Here is a 21,896-nt window from a genome sequence, read left to right as displayed (position 1 = left end):
AGCGGCTTGCCAGTGAGGGACCGAAGCGTCGGCCCTCGATATCAAGCACATTGTCCAGCCCGCGCGCGGTTGGTGCGGGCGCCTGCGCGTGGCCACTCGAAACCACGTGACCAGCCGCGTTCAATCGCATCAGAAGTTCATTTTCCCAGCGCCGAGATCCGTCGGCGTGGCCGATGATTAAAATATTACTCAATCGAATATGTTCTTTTTCAAGACTACCCTCGTAGACTACCTATCAGCCTAGACTTTCGCAAGGCTTACCAGCAGAGAATACGGGGTCTTGGCTGTTAATCATATATTAAGATTTGGCACCACGAGGCTGCTTTCTACCGCTACTATGGGTCTTGCGGCCGACCAGGATCAGCAATGAACGTCCTTTCACATCCAAAATTGCCGTCCAGGCAAAAACTGCTGATCGTGTTCGGCACGAGGCCAGAGGCGCTCAAATGCTTTCCGGTGGTGCGTGCCGCGCTTGCCCATCCAGGTTTTGTCACCGAAACATGCATCACCGCTCAGCACCGCGAGATGGTCGACCAGGTTATCGAGCTGACCGGCCTGCCGGTGCATCACGACCTCAACATCATGCAACCCGGCCAGACGCTGTTCGACGTGACCTCGCGCGTGCTCCTGGGCATGGCCGAAGTGCTGGAGAAGTCAAAGCCCGATATCGTCCTCGTACAGGGCGACACGACCACGGCGATGACCGCCGCTTTGGCTGCCTTCTACAAGCGCATTCCGGTTGCCCATGTCGAGGCGGGATTGCGCAGCCATGACATCAACTCTCCCTTTCCGGAGGAACTGAACCGCAAGATCGCCGGCAATATCGCCACCTGGCATTTCGCGCCGACCGTTCAGGCGCGCGACAATCTCATCGCCGAAGGAAAGGCTGAAAACACCATCTTCGTGACCGGCAATACGGTGATCGACACGCTGTTGCATTTTTCCGGTGCGATCGACGCCGACGGGCTGATGAGCGCGAAGCTCGCCGCCCGGTTTCCCTTCCTTGATCCCGCCAAGAGAATGATCCTCGTCACCGGTCATCGCCGCGAAAATTTCGACGGCGGCATCCACCGCATCTGTACGGCGCTGAAGGGATTGGCGGTGCGCGGGGACGTGCAGATCGTCTACCCGGTTCATCCCAACCCCAATGTGCGTTCGGTGGTCAACAAGGAATTGGAAGGCGTGCCGAACATCCATCTCGTCGACCCGCAGGACTATCTGCCGTTCCTGTATCTGCAGAAGCAAAGCTATCTGGTGCTGACCGATAGCGGCGGCGTGCAGGAAGAAGCGCCTTCGCTCGGCAAGCCGGTGCTGGTGATGCGCGAGAACACCGAGCGACCCGAGGGGATTGTGGCGGGCACCGCGCGTCTCGTCGGCACCGACATCGAAAAGATCCTGTCCAATGCCAATAGTCTGCTTGATGACCAGGCGGCCTATCGCGGCATGTCGGAACGACACAACCCATATGGCGATGGCCGGGCCGGTAACCGGATCGTTGAGGAACTGCTGCATCATGGCTGACATCAAGACCGTTTCCGTTATCGGCATGGGCTATATCGGCCTGCCGACCTGCGCCATTTTTGCCAGTCGCGGGCTCGACGTGATCGGCGTCGACGTCAACGAGGCGGTGGTCGAGAAGGTCAACCGCGGCGAAATCCATATCGTCGAGCCGGACCTCGACGGTTTGATCCAGAAGGTCGTCGCGAACGGCAAGCTCAGGGCATTCAACACGCCGCGGCCGGCGGATGCCTATATCATCGCCGTGCCAACGCCGATGACCGAAGACCACAAGCCGGACGTGAGCTACGTGCTTGCGGCGGCACGAAGCATCGCCCCGGTGCTGAAGCGGGGCGACCTTGTGGTGCTGGAATCGACATCGCCAGTCGGCACGACGCGCATCATGACGGGGTTGCTTGCCGAGTTGCGGCCCGATCTCAAGTTTCCTCTCGCGCATGGCGAGGAGGCCAATGTCCTGGTCGCCTATTCACCCGAGCGCGTGTTGCCGGGAAAGGTACTGACCGAGCTGATCAACAACGATCGTTCGATCGGCGGACTGTCCCGCAAATCATCCGAACGGACCGCGGCACTTTATTCAACCTTCGTTGCCGGTGACCTGTTTATGACCCAGGCCGAAAGCGCGGAACTGGTGAAGCTGACCGAGAACGCATTCCGCGACGTCAATATCGCCTTCGCCAATGAGCTTGCGGCAGTGTGCCAGGATTTGTCGCTCAACGTCTGGGAGGTGATCGATCTTGCCAACCGGCATCCCCGTGTCAACATCCTCCAGCCGAGCCCTGGCGTTGGCGGTCACTGTATTGCGGTCGATCCGTATTTTATCATCGACGCCGCGCCCAACAGCACGCGGCTGATAGCTTCAGCACGCCGGATCAATTCCGAGCGTCCCTTGTCGGTGGTCAGGGACATCCAAGCCTTGCTCGACCCTTCCCGCAAGCAGACGATCGCTTGCCTTGGCCTGAGCTTCAAACCCAATATCGACGATATGCGCGAGAGCCCGGCTGTCGAAGTGGTGAAGCTTCTGTCCGATATCCCCAACCTGAAGATCATCGCGGCTGAACCCAATGCCCATGCGCTGCCGCATGAGCTGGAGGGCAAGGGCATCGTCTTTACCGACGCACTTTCCGCCATCGACAAATGCGACATCGTCGTTCTTCTGGTCGATCATCGGCAGTTCAATCTGGTCGATCCCGAAGCGCTCAAGGACAAGAAGCTCGTCGACACCAGGGGACTGTGGACCTGGCGCAAGGCACGCAAGCCCGACGCCCGCATCGAGGGGAAGAAATCACAGGTCGAGCGCCTGGCACTTTCTGCAAACCGAGAGGAGGCAGCATGAACGCGCACGACTCCGCATGGGCACAGCATTCCTTGTTGGCCTCACGGCGCCGGGAGTTCCTTGGCGCGCCGCTTCATGCCTTGACCATGGCTGAGACGCTGGCAATCGCCGATGAAGCGATGGCCCTGCGGCGGCCGCTGCATCATGTTGTCGTGAATGTCGCCAAGCTTGTGAACATGCGCAAGAATGCCGAATTGCAAGAGGATGTTGCGACGGCGGATGTGATCAACGTAGACGGCATCGGCGTGCTTTGGGGCGCGCGTCTTTGCGGCGTCGAGTTTCCGGAGCGGGTAGCCGGCGTTGACATCATGATCAATCTGCTGGGCCTCTGCGCGAAGCGTGGCTATAGGATCTTCCTCCTGGGCGCCGAACAATCCGTCCTCGAGGCGGTCAGGATGCGACTTGCCAGGGATCATCCGGGGCTCGTTGTCGCAGGTATGCGCAATGGCTATTTCAATCCGGAAGACGAGGCCGCAATTGTCGAGGCGATCAATGCTTCGGAGGCCGATTGCCTGCTGGTGGCGATGCCGACGCCGCGCAAGGAGCGCTTTCTCAAGCGCTATCGCGACGAACTCGCTCCGAGTTTCGTCATGGGCGTGGGCGGTAGTTTCGATGTCTATGGCGGTAAGGTTGCCCGGGCGCCGAAACTGATCCAGGCGGCCGGTCTGGAGTGGTTGTTTCGCGTTGCACAGGAGCCGCGACGCCTGTGGCGCCGCTACTACGACACCAACACTGCTTATGCAGGGCTGCTGTTTCGGGAGCTCTGGGACCGTCGGGGGCGCCGAAACGTCGATTTGTAAGTGCCGGCCCTGGACTGCCGCGCTCGCACAATTGCACGCGCCATGGCCATCTATGCGATCCGTAGCCGCGCCCGCAATTTGACTGCGAATTGCATCGTGGCGACAGGGTAGAACAGCCAGGTCAGCCCGAAGAAAGCCACCGCGCCAGCGGTCCCGCCCGCGACGAGCGAGAAAATGGCCGGCACATCGCCGAGGACAGCGCTGGCAAGGCTGGCGGCCAGCCCCGTGCTGCCCGAGATGACGATCGAAACCCCGATGTCGCGCCATGGCACCGGCACCGGCGTGAGCCGCTCGCTGATGATGATGCAGGCTACAAGGCCTACCAGCGATCCGCCCGCCAGCGCCAAAGCAGCGCCGACCTCCGCCATCGGTGGGATCAACAGCACGGACAGTGCGATTGTCGCCACCGAGCCGAAGGAATTGGCGATGATCAGCAGCCACGGCCGCTTGTGCGCGTGCACCACGGTGCCATAGACGAAGCTCGCGAGGTTGGCACACAGCACGCTGAAGGCGATGATCGGAAAGAGCAGGCCGAAACGGCCGTGATATTGCGAGGGCAGCAGGAGCTGCGTGATATCACTGCTGAGTGCGACCAGCATCGCTGCAACCGGCAGGCAAAGGCGGATCATCAAGGCCATCAATTGCGACAGCAGCCGGCCCGAAGCCGCAGGTCCGTCCTCGTCGAATCGGCTGACCACCTCGGGAAAGGCGCCCATGTTGATGGAGTTGGCGACCATATCGATCGGCTGGCGGGCCAGCGCGTAGGCTGCGGCGAAGACCGCCACGGCGCCGGCATCGTAATAGATCTTGAGGAACAAGCGCTCCGCGCTGTTGAGGCCGAAGCCTACCAGCGCCATGATGACCAGGGGCACGCCGAGGGCAAAGAACTCCTTCTGGGTGAAGCGTGGCGGACCGGCAACTACGCGTCGGGACGCCAAGATGCCCGCCACGATACCGGCGATCAAAACGCCGAGGCTCGAGCCAAGCGAAACCGTCAGAAAGGAATCCTGAAACAGGACGATGGCGCCGATCGGCAGCGCGAGTTGCAGCACGGCGCGCAGGAATTCGAGCATCGAATAGACAGAATGACGCTGCTGCATCTGCAGCACTGTCAACGCGAAGCGGCCGACGGCGCCGGCGATCAGGTAGCTGCCGACGGCGATCGAGAACTCGACCCAGCGCTCCGGCACGATCAATGCCGAGGCGACCACGGATACAATTAGCGCCAGCGTCGTGGAGGCAAGCAGCACCCGTCCGGCCAGCATCAGGCTGCCGCGGCTGACATCGCCCTTGCCGCCAAGCCTGAGCAAGGCAATGCGCAGCCAGTTGGTGACGGCAATGTCGGTCATTTCGCCAACGGTCACCACCAGGGTCAGCAGGCCGTATTCGGTCTGGTCGATCAGACGCGTCACGATGACCAGCAAGAGCAGCGCGGAGATTCGCGTCAGCAGGATCGCCGGGGCATAGATGAGCGTGGAGCGGAGCAGCAAAGGGTTGTCCCCGGAAATTCACCTTCGACTAACCGTCGACCGGCGGAAAATCCAGTGCGATGACGGCAAAGGGTGAACAGATTCAGTTTGAACTAACGGATTCGTCGTAACCTCATTTGAAACCTTTGCTTGTAGTTCCGAAATGGGGTCATGTTGCAGCGTCTGGTTCACAATCGAAAAGTGCATGTCCTTGTCGCGACGCCCTCGGGCGTTTCGGGGCAAGGAGGCATCGACCGCATCATGGGGGCGCTGAAGCAGGAGTTCGAGCGGCAGGAGATCGCCGACATCGATGTACGCTTCCTTGCCAGCCGCGGCCCGGGGCATGTCGGGCTTTCGATCTTCTACATGTTTGACTTCTGTTTGCGGATGCTCGCGGCGCGTTTGGCGAAGCGTGCCGATGTCATCCACATCAATATATCAGTCTCCGGCAGCACCTATCGCAAGATGGTGATCGCCGCCTGCGCACGGTTGCTGTCGATACCTTATGTCCTGCATTTGCACGGGGCGCAGTATGAGACATTCTGGAAAGTCGATCGTAGTTTCATGAGCCGCCGCATCGAAGCTCTGTTCGAGCGTGCCGGTCGGGTCATCGTCTTGGGTAGGCTTTGGCGCGACTTCGTCGCCAGCCGAGCACCGGGGGCGGCCGGCAATATTGTCATCGTTCCCAACGCCACCGCGGTTCCCACCTTGGCGCATGTCGGCGGCGGCGACGATGTTCATATCCTGTTCCTTGGCCGCATCGGCGACCGCAAGGGCGTACCGCAATTGATGGATGCGCTGCACCGCATGGAGCCGATCAAGAATTGGCGCGCCACGATCGCCGGCGATGGCGAAGTCGAGGCGGCACGGATAAGAACGGCCCAACTGGGCCTTGCCGAGCGCGTTACCCTTCCAGGCTGGGTCGGGCCCGACGAGGTCGCATCGCTGATCGCTTCGGCTGATATTCTGGTGCTGCCCTCCTTTGCCGAAAACCTGCCCGTCTCGGTCATCGAAGGCATGGCCGCGGGTCTTGCGGTAGTGACGACGCCTGTCGGCGCCGTTGAGGATATCATCACCAACGAGCAATCCGGGTTGCTGGTGCCGCCCGGCGATGTTGCGGCGTTGACCGAGGCGCTGACACGGCTGGTCGAGGATACGACGTTGCGCGAGCGCCTGGGCGCTGCCGCCATGGCGGTGCATCGGGAACGGCTTGATCTCGCACCATTTGTCGGCGCGATCTGCGATGTCTGGAGGTCGGCCGCGTCAAAGGCCTGATCGGTCAAGCGCTAACCGCCGGATTGAAACCGAGCTTGCCCGCGAAGCGAGGTGACGCCTGCTATGGCAGGCCCAGTGCTTGCAACATCTCGGAGTCCGGGACCGCGGGCCCATCGGGCTGGATGAGCGTCATTCCATAGGGATTGGAGAATTCCCAGACGGACCACGGGATGGCGAAGCGTTCCGCCTGCTGGCGCACCGCTGAGAGATAGCGCAGACGGTCGGCATCGAACGCGCCCATGCGACCGTCCGCGGACATCAGGATGACGCCGAATTCGCCCATGAAGAGCCGCCGGCTCGGAATGCCATGCCCCCGGGCCCAGTCGACCGCCTGACGGAAGCTCGCCTCGAGCTGGCTCTGGCCCCAATTCTGCTCGAAATATCGGGTGATTGCTTCTCGGGCCGTGGCCATGTTCATCACCTGCTCGACCGTGCTCAGGCCGGCCGCCTCCATGCGCGCTTTAAGCATTTCTGTCACCACTTCAGGCGTACTGCTGTCGGCCGGCCAGGGAAGGCCCGAGGCAAAGGTGTTTGCCTCGTCGGGCCGCTGGTGCGTGAAACTGTGCGGCTCGTACATATGGAAGCTGTAATAGAGGTTCGGATCGTCAAAGCTGGGAGTGAGGTTGACCAATCCGGCAATGCTGCCGCCACAGGCTCCGGTTGCAACGATGGTGAGTTCGCTGCTGACCGCGCGAATGTCGTGAACCGTGCCGGCCATGATCCGCTGCCAGTCATCGCTTCCGCTCGAATCGCAAGGGTAGTATGCCGGCTCGTTGTAAGGTTCGAGGGCTACCTTGTCGGTGCCGATCTTGACCAGCATGGTGGCGACCGCCACGACCATTTCGCGATAGCGGGCAACGCCCTCGCTGTCGGCACCGCCATAGATCATCTCCATGCCGTAGGCCGGAACCTGAGTGACGCCATGCAGGTCGAAAACCACCTTGAGGCCGGCCGACGTTACCCGCTCGACCGCGGCGGCAAGTATGTCCAGCGCCTGCTGTCGTTTGGCACCCTCGCTGGCAAGCAGAGGACCGGGGTCGACGCTCAGCCGGACGAAGTCGAAACCCATAGATCGAATGCGCGTAAACTCGTCCCCGTCCGGCCAATCGGTGAGCGGCCTGTGTCCCGCAAGCCATTCCTGCTCGCTACGGTACGGCGGCCAGTTGTAGGATCCATCTTTCCCTACCGGCGACCAGTTGAGCCATTCATGCACGCCAACGCCGCGCTCGAGGTGAATCGGCGCAGCCTCGGCCGCTATCGCCATGGCGAGCACCCAGGCTAAAACGCTTACCACTCTTCTCATCGCCACTCTCCCCATCATGGGTCAAGATATTAACCGCGGGTGCGGAAAAGAGGATTGCCGCGGCGCGGCTTTTCGACAGCATGGTATACAAGGATCAAAACCTTGGCGGAACGCGTATGAAGATCGGCTGGTACATCAACCGATTGCGCAGCATGGGGCCGGCCGAGATGTTGCACCGGCTGGACGAACAGCGCGGAAGGATCGTTTCGCGACGCCGTGACGACGGCTGGGAGCGCTATCCTTCGCCCCAGTTGCGTCAGGTACTGCGCGGATTGCGCGATGCTGCGCTGGCCGCAACACCGGCGCAACGGCAAGCCATAGCGGCGGCGGCGCAAAATACGCTTCGCGGCCAGTTTTCCGCACTTGGGCAGACATGGCCACGGCGCAACCACGATCATTTGTTTGCTCCCGAGCTTTGGCGTCTCGATCCGGTGACCGGCAAGCTTTGGCCAGGCCCCGAGAGCCATACTTTCGATGTCGATTTTCGCCATCGCGGTGACCGCGGCGACGTAAAATACGTCTGGGAGATCAACCGGCTGCAGCAATTGCCGCCACTCGCCGCCCACCTGCTTCTCGCCGGCGACGATCAGGCCAGGGCGGCCATCGAGGCGGCGATCGACAGTTGGCATTCCGCCAATCCGCCGTTCCGGGGGATTGGCTGGGCCTCCGGCATCGAAGTAGCGTTGCGCGCCATCAGCCTGATCGTCACCCTGGACCTCGTCGGCGACCGGCTTGGCGCGGCGACACGGCAGCGCGTTGGTGAAATACTGGCGGCAAGCGCCTATTGGCTGCCGCGGTTTCCCTCCCGGTTTTCCTCCGCCAACAACCACCTCGTCGCGGAACTGGCTGGCCAGTATCTGATCAGTCTGGCGTTCGGGACCGAATCCGATGCTGCCCGCAATGCCCTTCTGGCCGAGGTGCACAGGCAAATTCTTGCCGATGGCGCCGGTGCCGAGCAGACCCCGACTTACGCAGCCTTCACGGCTGAACTCATCTTGCTGTGCACTGCCGCGGCGCGACAGGCAGGGACGCCGTTTCCGCCGGCAGCCGAAGCTCGTCTGGCGGCATTCGCCAATTTCGTGGGTTGGCTGCCACGGAAAGCCATCGGCTTTGGCGACGACGATGAAGGCCGTGTCCTGACGTTGGGAGACGGGCCGGGCTATGTCCGATCCGTCGCAGCCGCCATCCATGGCTTGCTAAGGATGCCCGGCAATGTGCCTGAGCCTGACGATTTCCGTTCGCTTTTCTTTGGGGCGCCGCCGGCTCCGGCGCCGGCGACGCACGGGTTGCAGACATTCGCGCAAGGCGGGCTTTCCGTTTGGCGCGGAGAGATGAATGGCCGCAGCGTCGAGCTGACATTTGACCACGGCCCGCTTGGCTATCTCTCGATAGCGGCTCACGGCCATGCCGATGCGCTGTCGCTCACCCTGTGCATCGATGGCGACCCGGTGCTGGTCGATCCCGGCACCTGGCTCTACGGTTCGGGTGGGGGCTGGCGCGATTGGTTCCGTTCCACGCCGGCGCACAACACGCTGAATATCGAGGGCAAAAGCCAAAGCATCATGACCGGGGCGTTCAACTGGTCGCACAAGGCGATCGCGGCATTGGCGGAGAGCGAGCGGGGACCGCACTGGAAGCTGCGTGCCCGGCATGACGGATACAAGAGCCGCTTCGGTGTCGTGCATCAGCGCACCGTTGCGCGGCAAGCGGACGGCTTCCTGGTCACCGACCAACTGCTTGGCGGCAGGCGCGTGGCCGAAATCGTCTTCCAACTCGCCGCTGGCCTCCGCGCCGACCGGGACGGACCCACGGTCATGGTGTTGCGCGGCGATGAGCCGCTGTTGGCGATCCGCTTTCCGGACGCGGCGGTCGACATCCGCGCCGGCGGCGACGGGCCGGGGCAGGGCGGCTGGGTTTCACCACGCTTCGGCACCAGGCAGCCAGCCGAACGCCTCGCCTGGCATGGCGAAGTGGGAGAAGACGGCATCAAGATACACCTCGCCGCGATCACCCCGTCGCAGCGGTAGGACCGGCGTCCGACGCAGGGTTGGTTGTCGGATGTCCGGCCGCATTCGATATTAATTACGTTGGGACATTTAGCGGTTTTGTTAGGGTTGATCTGGTAGTCTGGCGCAAATAATCCGGCATGCTTTGCCCGTTGCATCCGCGGAAGCCACCTGGTTGCAGGCAACATGCAGTGAGTTTGGCACCTTTCTTGCTTCGCAGTTTCGCCGGATCGCCATCTCACGGACCCAGGGACCACCGCACCGATGTTTTCTGAATTCGCCAGAGTGATTGTCGAAAAGCTCTCCAGCCTCAATCTGTTGACGCTCGGCCTGCTTTTTTTCACGGCGCTGGGGAGCGCGGTGATCGCTTACTGGCGAACCGTCGAACATAAATCCTTCAGGGACTTTTTCGATTTCGCTTTCCCGGCGGAAGTCATCCTGCACCCGTCGGCGCGAGCGGATGTTCTATTTTGGGTCACGAAACGGGCGATTATGCCTTTCCTGCTCATTCCTGCCGGCGTTACCTTCGTTACCGCGGTAGGCTATGCGACACATGAGGCAATCGGCTGGCTCCTTGGCATCCAGGCGCCGCTCATCGGCGGCCCGGCCGGACCGGTGACGATCGTCATCTTCACCGCAACCATGCTGATAGCCTATGATATTTCGTACTATCTCTACCATGTCGCCCAGCACCGCTTCCCATTCCTGTGGGAATTGCACAAGGTGCATCATTCGGCCGAGGTGATGGTGGGGATCACCAAGGATCGGGTTCATCCGCTGGACGATCTGATGAACCGTATGTGGGACGGTGTCATCCCGGGGGTCTGCTTCGGCATCTGGAGCCTGATCGCGCTCGATCCGGTGGAGATCGCCATCTTCGGCATCAATGTCTACGTCATCCGCAACATCCTGATGATGGACTTCGTTCGCCATACGCATCTCAAGATTTCCTTCGGCCCGCTGAACAACGTCATCTTGTGTCCGCATTGGCACCAGGTGCATCACAGCATCGATCCTCGCCATTACGACAAGAATTTTGGCCTGCTTTTTTCGTTCTGGGATCGTCTCTTTGGAACGCAGTTTGTCCCGGATCCGGATGAAGATATGAGATTTGGCCTGATAGATCGCGATGTGCGCGATTATCAATCGCTCTTTGGGCTCTACATCCTGCCGCTCAAGAAGATGGGGAGGCACGTCATCCGGCTGTTCCACAGGCGGCCTAATGTCGTCGCACAGCCACAGGACAGTTCACCGTCATGAACACCTTTGTTTCGATCGACGCCGTGGGCACGGAGCGCCTGGAAATTATCCGTTCGGCGGATCGCCTGGCGGCGGTCGAAGCCGAGTGGATGCATCTTTGGCATCGCACCGACGGGCTGATCTTTCAGAGCCATGCCTGGGTTTCGGCCTGGTGGAGCACCGTCGCGGACCGTGACCAGCGCGCGTTGCGCATCGGCCTGGTCTGGAACGGTGACAGGCTCGTTGCCGTTGTTCCCCTGGCGATAGGCAAGCGCAAGGGCTTGCGTTTTCTTGAATGGGCGGCCAGCAGCTATACCGATTATGGGGATATTGTCGTTGCTCCGGAATGCTCACTATCGGCCCTGCGGGATCTATGGGCGCAGCTCTGTGATGCCGGTGGTTTCGACCTTGCCTTTCTCAATCGTCTCTTGCCGGATGCGGCGGCCCGCAAGATCTTTGCTCCGGGCGCTTCCAGCGGCATCAGGCTTCGTCCCAATCACAGGGAGGAAGTCAGTTATCGCGTCGCCGGATCGTGGAAGAGCGGAGCGGCATGGTTTGAGGACCAGTCCAAAAAGACACGCCAGAACTATCGGCGCGGCATCAAGACATTGGAAGAAGCCGGGGAAGTGAAATTTCGCCTGCTTGCGCCCGACGAGCCGCTGCAGCCGGTACTGGACCGGCTCTCGGCCCTGAAGCGCGGATGGCTGACGGAGCGCTCGCGTGAATCCCAACTTTTCGAGGAGGGAACGCCAGTACTCGCCGCACTCGTCGACGTGCTGGCGCGCGCCGGCGTGCTGCGCATTTTCGTACTGGAATGCAATGGCGCGATGATCGCGGTCTCCATCAACTTCGTCCAGCGCCAGGTCATGATGGCCTTCGTGACCACCTACGATCCGGATTTCAGCCGGGCGTCGCCGGGCATAATCCTGATCATGGACTACGTACAGTGGTCGATCGATCACGGCCTGAGCCTGGTCGATTTCCTCTGTGGTGGAGAGTCTTTCAAGAACAAGTTCGCAACGCAGGCCGTTACCCTGCAATCCGTCCTTGGGACGCGCACGGCGCAAGGCACGCTCGCTTCGGTTGCTGATCGTATCCGTCAGAGGATCAGGCATGCACGCCAGCGTAAACTGGTTCCATCACAGGACGCGGCTTGATCGGCGCCACAGCGCCCCAGAGACCTCAGCCAATATGCATAGGCTTTAGATCAGCAGCAGACCCTTCATGCTGGAATGGCCTTTCTTGCCGATGATAAGGTGGTCGTGCACCGAGATGCCGAGCGGTTTGGCCGTCTCGATGATCAACTTGGTCATCTCGATGTCGGCGCGCCACTGCGTCGGGTCGTCTCACGGATGGTTGTGCACCAGCGGGATGGAAAGAAGACATTGCCTGCTCCCATGCCTGTCGGCATTATTCGGCTGCCGGTCTCTGAAACTCTGGTCTCACCTGCTCGAGCGGTGCATTCAGGCCACTACGAAACACGCGCGGCGGCTGCCCCATGACGCGCTTGAACGCCGTGCTGAAGGCGCTTTCGGATTCGTAGCCAAGATCCGGCGCGATAGAGGAAATGGGGTCGTCGGAGTTTTCCAGCCGCTGGGCCGCGAGCAGCATCCGCCAGCGAGTAACGTAGTCCATCGGTGTCTCTCCGAGCTTCTCCTTGAATCTGTGGGCAAAGACCGACCTCGACATGCCGACCTGCCCGGCCAGGTCCAGCAGATTCCAACGCCTTGCGGGTTCGGCATGGATCGCGGCAATTGCGGCGCCAATCTGCCTGTCAGCCAGGGCAGCGAACCATCCAACGTCCGTGCTTTTCTGCTCGGCCAGATGTAGTCTCAACGCTTGAACCAGCATCATATGGGCAAGATGCTGTGCGATCAGATGTCCGCCAGGTTGCGCATTCCGCATTTCCTCGCGCATGCGCTCCACCGACCAGCGCAACGCGGCTTGGTCCATCTTGCAGTGAAGATGGACCACCGGCGGCAGCATCCTGAGCAACATGCCCGCATTCCTGCCGCTGATGGCGAAGCGGCTGCCGACAAGGAGTAGCCCTCCACCACCGTTGATGGTGACGACTCCGCCCGGCACCGCCGGAGGGAAGGCGGATTTTGAATCCATCGACTGCAAGGTGAGATCGCTAGTCAGCCGGAAAGGGCGGCCGCTTGGCAGAACAAAGCAATCCCCGGCCTCCAGCCGGACCGGCACGTCAGTTTCATCGACCATGAGCCAGCATCCGCCCGAGATCACGGCATAGCATTTCATCACGTCATCGTGGATGGCGAAGTGTAGCGACCAGTCTCCTCCAGCATCGAAGCCGGAGGAGATATGACTTTGCGGTTTTAACAGCGACAGAATTTCAGACAGCGGGTCCATGAGCCTTCGGATGATTGATGGGATATTTGCGGACCGTTGCAGATGGATCGTGGCCATAAGCTTCCGGACGATCGCGAAGATATTACGGATGCTAGCGCATGGATCGTGCTGCAACAACGCCATATCGTCAACTGCATGATTGGTTTTCAGGATCACAGCAAGGATAGGGCACTGCATGTTCGCGGGATTTGGACGTATTTTTCTTGGTGGTGTCTGCGCCTTGCTGGCGCTCAGCGGGGTCGTGCTCGCGCATCATGGGGTCACGGGCAGATATGACGCTTCTGCGCCGATCGTCCTCGTTGGAACGGTAGCCGCGGCCACGTTCGCGCCGCCGTGTTCCCGAGCGGCCCATCCTTCGATCCCCGGCAGCCGGAACAGATGGAGCAGAGAACAGTGAAGACGACGAGAAATACGATCCTGCCAGCCGGCGGCACGCCAGGCATAGGGCGCGGGCTCGCAATGCAGCTTCTCCACACATTGCGGGTCATGCACGAGATCTTCATCGAGCAGACGGAGGCGCCCCGTTTCGGCGATCGCGCTGCGGAGGCCATGGCATGACCGGGAGCGATGACATGCCCGAAGACGGCAAAGCCGATACGGACAACAGGACGGCCCGTTCAGGGTTCTTCACCCTATCCCGCCGAAGCGCGCTGGAAGGGGGCGCCGCTATCGCCGCCGCCGCCATTTTCGCGGATGCCTCCAGTCCCGCGAAAACGGCGACCGCCGCGCAATCGGCGCCGCTGCCTGTCGCGTCTGATCAAGCCCTGACGATCAGCGCGACGATCAACGGCCAGCCCGTTGCGGCCGAGATCGACGCGCGCACCTCCCTTCTGGACCTTCTGCGGGAGCGCCTCGCGCTGACCGGTGCGAAGAAGGGTTGCGATCACGGCCAGTGCGGGGCGTGCACCGTGCATGTCGACGGTCGGCGCGTCGCTTCCTGCCTGACGCTGGCCGCCAAGATCGAAGGCCGAGAGGTGCTGACGATCGAGGGTCTGTCGGACGGCGCCGCGCTGCATCCGATGCAGCAGGCATTCATCGACCACGATGCGCTTCAGTGCGGTTACTGCACGCCCGGCCAGATCATGGCTGCGGTCGCCTGCGTGGCGGAGGGCAATGCAACGTCGAAGGAGCGTATCCGCGAATATATGAGCGGCAATATCTGCCGGTGCGGAGCCTATGTCGGCATCGTCGCCGCCATCGAGGATGCTGCCTCCAAGATGGAGAGAGGTTGATGCAACCGTTTACCTATATGCGGCCCACGACGGCTCCCGACGCGGTGAGCGCCTTCGCGAGTGCGGGCGCCGACGCCCGCTATATTGCCGGAGGAACAACGCTCTACGACCTGATGAAATTGAATATCGAGCAACCCCGCCACCTGATCGACATCACTGCGATTGCGGGCCTCGACAAGATTGAGACTGACGGCGACCGGCTTCGCTTCGAAGCGCTCGCGCCGATGAGCGCGGTCGCCACCAACGATGTCATCATCCGCGACTATCCCGTCCTGGCCGAAGCATTATCGAAGGCTGCGTCGCAGCAACTGCGCAACATGGCGAGGGTCGGCGGCAATCTGCTCCAGCGCACCCGCTGCATGTATTTCCGGAATGGGGCTGACGGCGTCTACCCATGCAACAAGCGCGAGCCGGGCAGCGGCTGCGCCGCCCTTCGCGGGCTTGACCGCGGCCAAGCCGTGTTCGGCACAAGTGACGCCTGCACCGCCGTCTCGCCCGGCGACTTTCCGGTCGCGCTGGTGGCGATGGACGCGCAGCTCGAAATCCTTGGGCCTGCCGGATCCCGCACGCTGCCTATTGGCGATCTGTATCGGTTGCCCGCGGACACGCCGCATCTCGAGTTCACGCTCGCGCCCGGCGAGATGATCACCGCGATCGTCGTGCCGAAGACGGCGGCCGGCCGGGGTTCGACCTACCACAAGATCCGGGATCGCGAATCCTACGCCTTCGCGCTCGCATCGGCTGCGGTGGCGCTGGAAATGGACGGCGACCAAGTCAGCCGTGCGCATATCGCGCTAGGCGGGGTCGCGACGAAGCCGTGGCGGGCTCCCGAAGCCGAGCTGAAGCTGGCGGGCCAGAGACTGACACCGGAGGTCGCGCTTGACGCAGGCCGCGCCGCCTTCAGTGGCGCGAGCCCCGGTAAATACAATGGATTCAAGGTCGAGCTCGGCGCGCGAACCGTCGCCGATGCGCTTCTCATCGCCGCTGAAAGGAGCCGATCATGAGCACTGCGCCGTTCCCCGACCGTGCCCGTATCGATGCCTTCGACAAGGTGCGTGGTGCGACCGAATATGCCGCGGACATCCAGTTCCCTGGGTTGCTCCACGCAATGACGGTGACCGCGCGCATCGCCAAGGGCACGATGACCGAGCTTTCGACGGACGCAGCAATGCGCGTGCCGGGCGTCGTGCGCGTGCTTACGCCGGACGATTTCCCGCCACCGCCGCCAACCGGCGGTGAAGATGGTCCGCCACCTCCGCCACCGACACTGGAGAAGAGGATCGCCTATCGCGGCCAGCCGGTCGCCGTTGTCGTTGCGGAAACGCTGGAAGCGGCGATCGCAGGGGCCGAGGCGGTCCGTCCCAACTTCGCCGACGAGCAGTTCTCTTGCCGGATCGACAGCGCGGGCGCCGAAAGCGAATCGACCGAGGATTGGACGGCGGGCGATGCCGCGGAGGCGATGGCCGGCGCCGCTACAGCGATCGAAGCCACCTACGAGTCGCCAACGCAGCATCACAATCCGATCGAGTTGCTCGCGACCACCGCGGTCTGGGCGGATGGGAGGTTGACGATCCACGAGTGCTCGCAGGGCGTGAACGTGACCAAGGGTTCCGTGGCGGGCGCCCTGCATCTCGATCCGGCGCTCATAGATGTGAAAAGCGCTTATATCGGCGGCGGCTTTGGACAGAAGGGGTTGGCGCAGCGCCAGACCGCGCTGGTCGCCCACGCTGCGATGCTAACCGGTCGCCCGGTGAAGCTGGTCTTGCCCCGCGGACAGATTTTTCATGTCGCGACCTACCGCCCGAACAGCCGGCACCGGATCCAGCTCGGTGCGGATGCCACTGGCAAGATGGTCGCGGCGCGTTATCACGCCGAGCATGAGCAGTCGCGGACGGGATTCTTTTCCCCTGCCGAGTATCACGAATCGCCGATCCGCATGTATGGGATCGAGAACTACCTCGGCACCGCCGCCAACATCCGCATCGACCGGCAAGCGCCCGGCTACATGCGCGCGCCACATCCGCAGGCGTCGTGCTTCGCGTTCGAGAGCGCGGTCGATGAACTGGCGTACAAGCTCGACCGCGATCCGGTCGCCTTCCGGATCGAGAACGACACGAAGGTCGACCCGAAGACCGGCCACCCCCTCTCTTCTCGCTTGCTGAACGAATGCCTGACGGAAGGGGCCCGCCGGTTCGGCTGGTCGCGCCGCAGCGCTGCGCCTGGATCGATGACGGCGTCCGACGGGACGCAGATCGGCTGGGGCGTGGCGGCGGGTTGCTATCCGTCGATGATGCCACCTGCAATCGCAACGCTGCGGATCGGCGCCAACGGCAGCACGCGCTTCGCAACCTCAGGCCACGAGATGGGCCAGGGCATCCGGACCGCGATTGCGGCCGTCTTGCTCGAGGGGCTGGACATCAACGCCGACAAACTCGATATCGTCATCGGCGACACCACGGCAGCGCCCCAGCATATGACAGCCGGATCATGGGGTACGGCCGGCGCCGTTCCCGTGGCGGCCAAGGCGGTGGAGCGGATGCGCGCGGCGGTTTCGGAGTTGCTGGCGGGCCGTACGGTCGCGGGCAATCTCCACCGGCAGCTCGCTACCGTTCGCCGCCCGTACATCGAGATCGAGGTGTCGCAGGTGGGTGCCGGGCAGAACGACGATGCGCTCGCACAGTTGCGCGAGGGCGGGTTCGTGGTCGCCGGCCCCGAATATCCGGAATTTACGACCATGAGCTACATCGCCCATTTCGTTGAGGTCCATATCGAACTCCACACCCGGCGCATCCGCATGCCGCGGGTCGTGAGCATCGCCGATTGCGGACGTGTCATCAGCCCGCGCACCGCCGCCAGTCAGGTACGTGGCGGTGTTGTCTGGGCGTTCAGCGCCGCATTGCGCGAGGCGACCGAGATTGACCGCCGCTATGGCGGATATCTCAACAATGACCTTGCCGACTATGTCGTCGCGGTCAACGCCGATATCGGTGAGATCGAGGTCGGCTTCGTCGACCAACCCGACCCACTCGCCAATTCCATGGGCCTCAAGGGTTTGGGCGAAGTCGCGATGGTCGGTGCATCGCCGGCGATCGCCAACGCCATCTTCCACGCGACGGGCAAGCGGATGCGCGAATTGCCAATCCGAATCGAGCATCTGCTTTGACGTTACGCCCCGAGCGGGGGCGGTCCGAACGCAAAAGGCACCGTGCCGCCGCGATGTACTTCGTTGGGGCAAGCTCGCCCGGGGGCATCGGATTTCTCACGCTCGACCGGAGCAGCTTGAAGAGATCATCGCTGAAAAAGGCAGCAAAAACCGACTTCCATTTTTTCGCGGTCGCGAACCTTCGGCTCGGGAATTCTTTGCTCAAATCAGCAGCAGGCCCTTCATCGAGGCATGGCCCTTCTTGCCGATGATGATGTGATCGTGGATGGCGATGCCGAGCGGTTTGGCCGTCTCGATGATCAGTTTGGTCATCTCGATGTCGGCGCGCGACGGCGTCGGGTCGCCCGAAGGATGGTTGTGCACCAGAATGATCGCCGTGGCGGAGAGTTCGAGCGCGCGCTTGACCACCTCGCGCGGATAGACCGGCGTGTGGTCGACGGTGCCGACTTGCTGCACCTCGTCTGCGATCAGCGCGTTCTTCTTGTCGAGAAACAGGATGCGGAACTGTTCGCGTTCCTCGAAGGCCATGGCCGACCGGCAATATTCGAGAAGCTGTGTCCAGGTCGACATCAGTTCGCGGTCGATGATCTCGCCGCGCGCCATGCGCTGGGCCGTCGCGGCAACGACCTTTAGGTCAAGCGCCACCGCCGGGCCGATGCCCTTGACCTCCTCAAGCCGCGCGGCAGGCGCACCAAGCACTTCGGCCAGCGTGCCGAAGCGCGCCAGCAGTGCCTTGGCGACGGGCTTGGTGTCGGCACGCGGGATCAGCCGAAAGAGCAGGAGCTCGAGCAATTCGTAGTCGGGGAGGGCGTCGGGCCCCGCGGCGGCAAAGCGCTCGCGCAAACGGTCGCGATGGCCGTGGTAATGCGGTTTTTCCGCCGATTTGGCTTTAGCGATCGATTGTGTCGGTCGTTCGGGAAAGAAGATCCGTTCGTCGTCGTCGCTGGTTTTCGCCATAAGCCGCCCGCATTCCCCTGGCCCGCATTCCCTTGGCCGAAAAGATCCGGCGCAGAAAGACTATGCCGGCAGGCCGGGGCGGTCGAGGTTTTTGGGCGACAGCGTGAAAATCTCGCATCCGGTTTCGGTGACGCCGATCGTGTGTTCGTACTGCGCCGACAGCGAGCGGTCGCGCGTCACCGCCGTCCAGCCATCCGACAGCACTTTAACATGCGGCCGGCCGAGATTGATCATCGGCTCGACGGTGAAGATCATGCCTGGCCGCATCTCGACGCCCTCGCTGGCGCTGCCATAGTGCAGGATATTCGGCGCATCGTGGAAAAGCTGGCCGACGCCGTGGCCGCAGAAATCGCGCACCACCGAACAGCGCTCACCCTCCGCATAGGTCTGGATGGCGGCGCCGATGGCTCCGGTGCGGGCGCCGGGCTTGATGGCCGCGATGCCGCGCATCAGGCATTCATGGGTGACCTCCAGCAGGCGTTCGGCGGCGCGCTTGATGGTGCCCACCGGATACATGCGCGAGGAATCGCCATGCCAGCTGTCGAGGATGTAGGTGACGTCGATGTTGACGATATCGCCCTCCTTCAACGGCTTGTTGTCAGGAATGCCGTGGCAGACGACATGATTGATCGAGGTGCAGGATGACTTGGTGTAGCCGCGATAATTGAGCGTCGCAGGCAACGCGCCGTTGTCCATGCCGAACTCGAAGACGAAACGGTCGATGGCTTCGGTGGTGACGCCGGGCGCGACCATCGGCACCAGTTCATCGAGGCAGCGCGCGGTGAGGTCGCAGGCGTTGCGCATGCCGGCAAAACCTTCCTCGCCGTAGAGGCGGATCTGGCCGGTGTTTCTGAGCGGTGCCGTGGCGGCGTCGAGATAGGTGACCATTTTGTCCGTTTGCCGGGTGTGTGAGTGGGCTCCCGATATAAGCCCGCGCGAAAAAAATCCCACCAGATTTGGCACCGGACGGCGCAAGGTTCAAGGACGAACTGCCGGCTAAGGGCGAACGCCCGCGATATTCATGCGTTGTGGCTCATCTTGTGCTTGCGCCCGCGACAGCCGTTTGGTCGCGATGCTTTCCTTTTTCGGCTGGACACGGTAGGGCGGTGACAGAGTTCGGAGACCTCGCCTCTTGATGGCATCGAAGCGCGCCAGGCCATTCACTTCGCCGATAAAAGCAGCCTGTTCGGGCCTGATGGCTCTGCTGCTGCTGTCGCTGTTGTGCCTGGTCCAGTCGGAGGCGACTGCTTCCGCGACCGCCGCTTCGGGTGGCGCTGGCATCACCACGGCGCGGCAGGGCGACGCGGTCGCGCTGCCGCGTGGCAAGGCGCAGCCTCTCGAAATTCGCTCCGGCCGGCTGCTCCCGATCAAATTCGTGAGCGGCAATCCCGGTGCGCTTCCGCCGGAATCCGCCTTCTTCCTGCTCAATCGGGTTTCGCCGGTCCGGGCGTCGGGCGTGTATGCATTCGTGACTGCGCCGCAGGCGAGTGCAAACCAGCCCCGCGCACCGCCATCCATCTGACCTGAGCGGTCTCGGACCGCGCTTATCCAGCCCATTCACGTCTTTTTTCGCGTCGCGACCTGCGCGGCGGCTGTCGGCCGTCCACTAGCCGCGTGGCGCTTCATTTCCGGAATATTTTCAATGCAACGCATCAAAACAGTCAAAACGCTCACGCGCGCGGCCTCGGCCGCCTCGTTCCTCTCGGTGCAGGCGCTCATCTGCATCGGGACCGTCTATTGGGCGATCGCCGAGACGCTCGGCATGGCGGGAACCGCGGCGCTGGTGCTCGGAGCCATTTTTGCCGTGCCGTCCTTATACGTCGTGATCATAGCCGTCCGCATGGCTTATGAGGCGGAAACCGACCCGGCGAACCAATAGACCTTCTTTGCGAGCTTCATCGATGCTCGGCGACCGCACTGGCGACACATTTCTGAGCGAAAAAGTCGGTCAAAGCAACTTTTTCCGCGACGAACGGCGCTGGTGCAGCAACGCCGTTCGGGAGAGAAGCGAATGGACAGATTGCAATTCGAGGTGCCTGTGCGCATCACGACTGCGCCCAGCCTGCCGGTCGAGGAAATCTACAGCGTCGAACAGGCGCTGGATTTCCTGCAGGGCTGGCCGGTCCGTCGGCAAGGCCCGGTCTATCAGGCTGCGTTCAACGCCTGCTTCGGCGCGACGGTCGACCTGGTCAAGACCGAGGATGCTTGCCGGGCGTTCATGGCGTTCTGCCGCGTCAGCCGCCTCCTGGCCCGGGATATGATGGTTCGGGGCAAACGGGGTAGCGAGGCGAGAGGGTTGAGGGCTTAGCGCCAGCCGGGCTCCAGGCTTTTCAGGAAACGTTCGAAGATCGGGTCGAACCGGTCCGGTGAATCCCAGAACGGCGCATGGCCGGAATTGCTGATCAGGTGCTTCTTGCCTTCCCACAGGTTCGAGAAGGGGATCGTGTCGAGGAAATCGGTGTCGACGAATGGTTCGTCCGCACCGTTGAGCACCGCGATCGGCGGTGTCCTGCCGAGGATTATCTGGCTCTGGTCCCCGCCAAAGCCGGCGGCGAATTTGCCGAGCATCAGCGCGCGAGCACGACCATCGGTGCGCGCAACGGCATTGCGGAGCAACTGGTCATAGGGCTCGCCGCAGGTGGAGTGCGCATAAGCGTCGATATCCGCCTCGGTGAAGATCTCCTGGCCTGCAAGGTTCATATGCGGGCTGGTCTTGAAGCCCTTGCCAAGATCGGCGGCGGCGATCGGCGGCGTTCCGGTGATCATCAGACCGAGCATGCCGAGATAGCGGTCGATCATCTCCAGTCCGATGTGACCGCCCAGCGACCAGCCGAAGACTGCTGCTTTTTCGATGCCGAGCCTGTTCATCACCTCGGTCATTGCGTCGGCATAACCAGGCATGGAATAGCTACGTTCCGGATCGACCGCGTTGCAGGACTGGCCATGGCCGGGAAGATCGGCTGCGATCAGATGGTAGGTCGCGCCGATCCTGCCGTCGAACTGATTGCGGAAGACGGCGCCTGACGACGAATTGCCGTGGATCATCAGCACCGGCATGCCGGTGCCGCCACTCTCGCGCACGGCGATTGTACCATGACTGGTTTCGATCGTCCTGACCGTAGCCGCCATCCCTGTCTCCATTCGCACTGTCTGCCTTCGCTTGTCCGCTGCATCCCAGCGAACTGCCTAGAAATGCATCGCACGGTTTCGCGCGGTTAACGAGCAGGCAAA

At 62.2% G+C, this 21,896-nt stretch carries 20 protein-coding genes and 1 pseudogene; 14 read left to right on the top strand and 7 right to left on the bottom strand.

Going from position 1 to position 21,896, the window contains the following annotated elements; all coding sequences use genetic code 11:
• Window positions 1–366: 366 nt before the first annotated feature.
• The 3 genes from wecB to MESS4_RS20635 are packed head-to-tail and all read left to right on the top strand — an operon-like array spanning window position 367 to window position 3,651.
• Complete coding sequence (gene wecB / locus MESS4_RS20645; RefSeq protein ID WP_006335144.1) at window positions 367–1,521, top strand: UDP-N-acetylglucosamine 2-epimerase (non-hydrolyzing); 1,155 nt, start codon at window positions 367–369, stop codon at window positions 1,519–1,521.
• On the top strand, window positions 1,514–2,851 hold the full coding sequence (gene wecC, locus MESS4_RS20640) for a UDP-N-acetyl-D-mannosamine dehydrogenase (RefSeq protein ID WP_006335143.1): 1,338 nt from the start codon (window positions 1,514–1,516) through the stop codon (window positions 2,849–2,851). Before wecB ends, wecC begins: the two co-directional genes overlap by 8 nt.
• A complete protein-coding gene (locus tag MESS4_RS20635) occupies window positions 2,848–3,651 on the top strand; it encodes a WecB/TagA/CpsF family glycosyltransferase (protein ID WP_006335142.1) in 804 nt (267 codons plus the stop codon). The genes wecC and MESS4_RS20635 overlap by 4 nt, the downstream gene beginning before the upstream one ends.
• A gap of 50 nt (window positions 3,652–3,701) precedes the next feature.
• Here MESS4_RS20635 and MESS4_RS20630 read toward each other — a convergent pair whose 3' ends face one another.
• Window positions 3,702–5,141 (bottom strand): polysaccharide biosynthesis C-terminal domain-containing protein, encoded by a 1,440-nt coding sequence (locus MESS4_RS20630; RefSeq protein ID WP_006335137.1) that lies wholly within the window; start codon window positions 5,139–5,141, stop codon window positions 3,702–3,704.
• Between the two features lie 150 nt (window positions 5,142–5,291).
• Here MESS4_RS20630 and MESS4_RS20625 point away from each other — a divergent pair, with 150 nt between their 5' ends.
• Window positions 5,292–6,395: a glycosyltransferase family 4 protein gene (locus MESS4_RS20625; RefSeq protein WP_036241759.1), complete on the top strand. Its 1,104-nt coding sequence runs from the start codon at window positions 5,292–5,294 to the stop codon at window positions 6,393–6,395.
• 61 nt (window positions 6,396–6,456) lie between these two features.
• Here MESS4_RS20625 and MESS4_RS20620 read toward each other — a convergent pair whose 3' ends face one another.
• Window positions 6,457–7,659, bottom strand: coding sequence for a cellulase family glycosylhydrolase (locus MESS4_RS20620; protein WP_157385629.1), 1,203 nt, complete (start codon window positions 7,657–7,659; stop codon window positions 6,457–6,459).
• A 155-nt stretch (window positions 7,660–7,814) separates the two neighbouring features.
• Between MESS4_RS20620 and MESS4_RS20615 the strand changes: the two genes are divergently transcribed.
• From MESS4_RS20615 to MESS4_RS20605, 3 genes are all read left to right on the top strand, one after another.
• Window positions 7,815–9,725: a heparinase II/III-family protein gene (locus MESS4_RS20615; protein WP_006335132.1), complete on the top strand. Its 1,911-nt coding sequence runs from the start codon at window positions 7,815–7,817 to the stop codon at window positions 9,723–9,725.
• A gap of 243 nt (window positions 9,726–9,968) precedes the next feature.
• A complete protein-coding gene (locus MESS4_RS20610; RefSeq protein WP_006335130.1) occupies window positions 9,969–10,964 on the top strand; it encodes a sterol desaturase family protein in 996 nt (331 codons plus the stop codon).
• Window positions 10,961–12,100 carry a GNAT family N-acetyltransferase gene (locus MESS4_RS20605; protein ID WP_006335128.1) on the top strand — a complete coding sequence of 380 codons (1,140 nt, stop codon included), beginning with the start codon at window positions 10,961–10,963 and terminating at the stop codon, window positions 12,098–12,100. Before MESS4_RS20610 ends, MESS4_RS20605 begins: the two co-directional genes overlap by 4 nt.
• A gap of 45 nt (window positions 12,101–12,145) precedes the next feature.
• Here MESS4_RS20605 and MESS4_RS33650 read toward each other — a convergent pair.
• A pseudogene (locus MESS4_RS33650) lies at window positions 12,146–12,319 on the bottom strand (JAB domain-containing protein); the annotation flags it as partial.
• A 34-nt stretch (window positions 12,320–12,353) separates the two neighbouring features.
• Complete coding sequence (locus tag MESS4_RS20600; protein WP_051070904.1) at window positions 12,354–13,313, bottom strand: AraC family transcriptional regulator; 960 nt, start codon at window positions 13,311–13,313, stop codon at window positions 12,354–12,356.
• 393 nt (window positions 13,314–13,706) lie between these two features.
• On the opposite strand from MESS4_RS20600, the gene MESS4_RS33645 reads away from it, so the two are divergent.
• The 4 genes from MESS4_RS33645 to MESS4_RS20580 are packed head-to-tail and all read left to right on the top strand — an operon-like array spanning window position 13,707 to window position 17,708.
• Window positions 13,707–13,871, top strand: coding sequence for a hypothetical protein (locus MESS4_RS33645; RefSeq protein WP_006335119.1), 165 nt, complete (start codon window positions 13,707–13,709; stop codon window positions 13,869–13,871).
• Window positions 13,872–13,885: 14 nt separating this feature from the next.
• The gene (locus MESS4_RS20590; RefSeq protein ID WP_036241778.1) at window positions 13,886–14,545 is read left to right on the top strand and encodes a (2Fe-2S)-binding protein; all 660 of its coding nucleotides are present in this window, start codon (window positions 13,886–13,888) and stop codon (window positions 14,543–14,545) included.
• Complete coding sequence (locus tag MESS4_RS20585; RefSeq protein WP_006335117.1) at window positions 14,545–15,549, top strand: xanthine dehydrogenase family protein subunit M; 1,005 nt, start codon at window positions 14,545–14,547, stop codon at window positions 15,547–15,549. The genes MESS4_RS20590 and MESS4_RS20585 overlap by 1 nt, the downstream gene beginning before the upstream one ends.
• Window positions 15,546–17,708 carry a xanthine dehydrogenase family protein molybdopterin-binding subunit gene (locus tag MESS4_RS20580; RefSeq protein ID WP_006335116.1) on the top strand — a complete coding sequence of 721 codons (2,163 nt, stop codon included), beginning with the start codon at window positions 15,546–15,548 and terminating at the stop codon, window positions 17,706–17,708. The genes MESS4_RS20585 and MESS4_RS20580 overlap by 4 nt, the downstream gene beginning before the upstream one ends.
• Window positions 17,709–17,909: 201 nt before the next feature.
• Here the strand turns inward: MESS4_RS20580 and radC are convergent, their stop codons facing one another.
• Both radC and map read right to left on the bottom strand, forming a co-directional pair.
• Window positions 17,910–18,665, bottom strand: coding sequence for a DNA repair protein RadC (gene radC, locus MESS4_RS20575; protein ID WP_006335111.1), 756 nt, complete (start codon window positions 18,663–18,665; stop codon window positions 17,910–17,912).
• 60 nt (window positions 18,666–18,725) lie between these two features.
• Window positions 18,726–19,553 carry a type I methionyl aminopeptidase gene (gene map / locus MESS4_RS20570; RefSeq protein ID WP_006335109.1) on the bottom strand — a complete coding sequence of 276 codons (828 nt, stop codon included), beginning with the start codon at window positions 19,551–19,553 and terminating at the stop codon, window positions 18,726–18,728.
• Window positions 19,554–19,860: 307 nt separating this feature from the next.
• Between map and MESS4_RS20565 the strand changes: the two genes are divergently transcribed.
• The 3 genes from MESS4_RS20565 (at window position 19,861) to MESS4_RS20555 (ending at window position 20,973) form a co-directional block, all read left to right on the top strand.
• A complete protein-coding gene (locus tag MESS4_RS20565; protein ID WP_006335108.1) occupies window positions 19,861–20,187 on the top strand; it encodes a hypothetical protein in 327 nt (108 codons plus the stop codon).
• A gap of 120 nt (window positions 20,188–20,307) precedes the next feature.
• Window positions 20,308–20,544: a hypothetical protein gene (locus MESS4_RS20560; RefSeq protein WP_006335105.1), complete on the top strand. Its 237-nt coding sequence runs from the start codon at window positions 20,308–20,310 to the stop codon at window positions 20,542–20,544.
• 132 nt (window positions 20,545–20,676) lie between these two features.
• Entirely contained in the window at window positions 20,677–20,973 is a 297-nt protein-coding gene (locus tag MESS4_RS20555; protein ID WP_006335101.1) for a DUF982 domain-containing protein, read from the top strand.
• Here MESS4_RS20555 and MESS4_RS20550 read toward each other — a convergent pair.
• Complete coding sequence (locus MESS4_RS20550; protein WP_006335100.1) at window positions 20,970–21,794, bottom strand: alpha/beta hydrolase; 825 nt, start codon at window positions 21,792–21,794, stop codon at window positions 20,970–20,972. The two genes, MESS4_RS20555 and MESS4_RS20550, sit on opposite strands and share 4 nt — an antisense overlap.
• Between the last annotated feature and the right edge of the window lie 102 nt (window positions 21,795–21,896).

This window comes from Mesorhizobium sp. STM 4661 (assembly GCF_000359125.1).
Taxonomy (GTDB): domain Bacteria; phylum Pseudomonadota; class Alphaproteobacteria; order Rhizobiales; family Rhizobiaceae; genus Mesorhizobium.
The sequence above is the reverse complement of the archived record's forward strand: the minus strand, read 5'-3'. Positions and strand labels throughout refer to the sequence as shown.

Coding starts and splice junctions, on each gene's coding strand:
- wecB (WP_006335144.1), top strand. CDS start 367: ATGAACGTCCTTTCACATCCAAAATTGCCGTCCAGGCAAAAACTGCTG.
- wecC (WP_006335143.1), top strand. CDS start 1,514: ATGGCTGACATCAAGACCGTTTCCGTTATCGGCATGGGCTATATCGGC.
- MESS4_RS20635 (WP_006335142.1), top strand. CDS start 2,848: ATGAACGCGCACGACTCCGCATGGGCACAGCATTCCTTGTTGGCCTCA.
- MESS4_RS20625 (WP_036241759.1), top strand. CDS start 5,292: ATGTTGCAGCGTCTGGTTCACAATCGAAAAGTGCATGTCCTTGTCGCG.
- MESS4_RS20620 (WP_157385629.1), bottom strand. CDS start 7,659: ATGGCGATAGCGGCCGAGGCTGCGCCGATTCACCTCGAGCGCGGCGTT.
- MESS4_RS20615 (WP_006335132.1), top strand. CDS start 7,815: ATGAAGATCGGCTGGTACATCAACCGATTGCGCAGCATGGGGCCGGCC.
- MESS4_RS20610 (WP_006335130.1), top strand. CDS start 9,969: ATGTTTTCTGAATTCGCCAGAGTGATTGTCGAAAAGCTCTCCAGCCTC.
- MESS4_RS20605 (WP_006335128.1), top strand. CDS start 10,961: ATGAACACCTTTGTTTCGATCGACGCCGTGGGCACGGAGCGCCTGGAA.
- MESS4_RS20600 (WP_051070904.1), bottom strand. CDS start 13,313: ATGGACCCGCTGTCTGAAATTCTGTCGCTGTTAAAACCGCAAAGTCAT.
- MESS4_RS20590 (WP_036241778.1), top strand. CDS start 13,886: ATGCCCGAAGACGGCAAAGCCGATACGGACAACAGGACGGCCCGTTCA.
- MESS4_RS20585 (WP_006335117.1), top strand. CDS start 14,545: ATGCAACCGTTTACCTATATGCGGCCCACGACGGCTCCCGACGCGGTG.
- MESS4_RS20580 (WP_006335116.1), top strand. CDS start 15,546: ATGAGCACTGCGCCGTTCCCCGACCGTGCCCGTATCGATGCCTTCGAC.
- radC (WP_006335111.1), bottom strand. CDS start 18,665: ATGGCGAAAACCAGCGACGACGACGAACGGATCTTCTTTCCCGAACGA.
- map (WP_006335109.1), bottom strand. CDS start 19,553: ATGGTCACCTATCTCGACGCCGCCACGGCACCGCTCAGAAACACCGGC.
- MESS4_RS20565 (WP_006335108.1), top strand. CDS start 19,861: ATGGCTCTGCTGCTGCTGTCGCTGTTGTGCCTGGTCCAGTCGGAGGCG.
- MESS4_RS20560 (WP_006335105.1), top strand. CDS start 20,308: ATGCAACGCATCAAAACAGTCAAAACGCTCACGCGCGCGGCCTCGGCC.
- MESS4_RS20555 (WP_006335101.1), top strand. CDS start 20,677: ATGGACAGATTGCAATTCGAGGTGCCTGTGCGCATCACGACTGCGCCC.
- MESS4_RS20550 (WP_006335100.1), bottom strand. CDS start 21,794: ATGGCGGCTACGGTCAGGACGATCGAAACCAGTCATGGTACAATCGCC.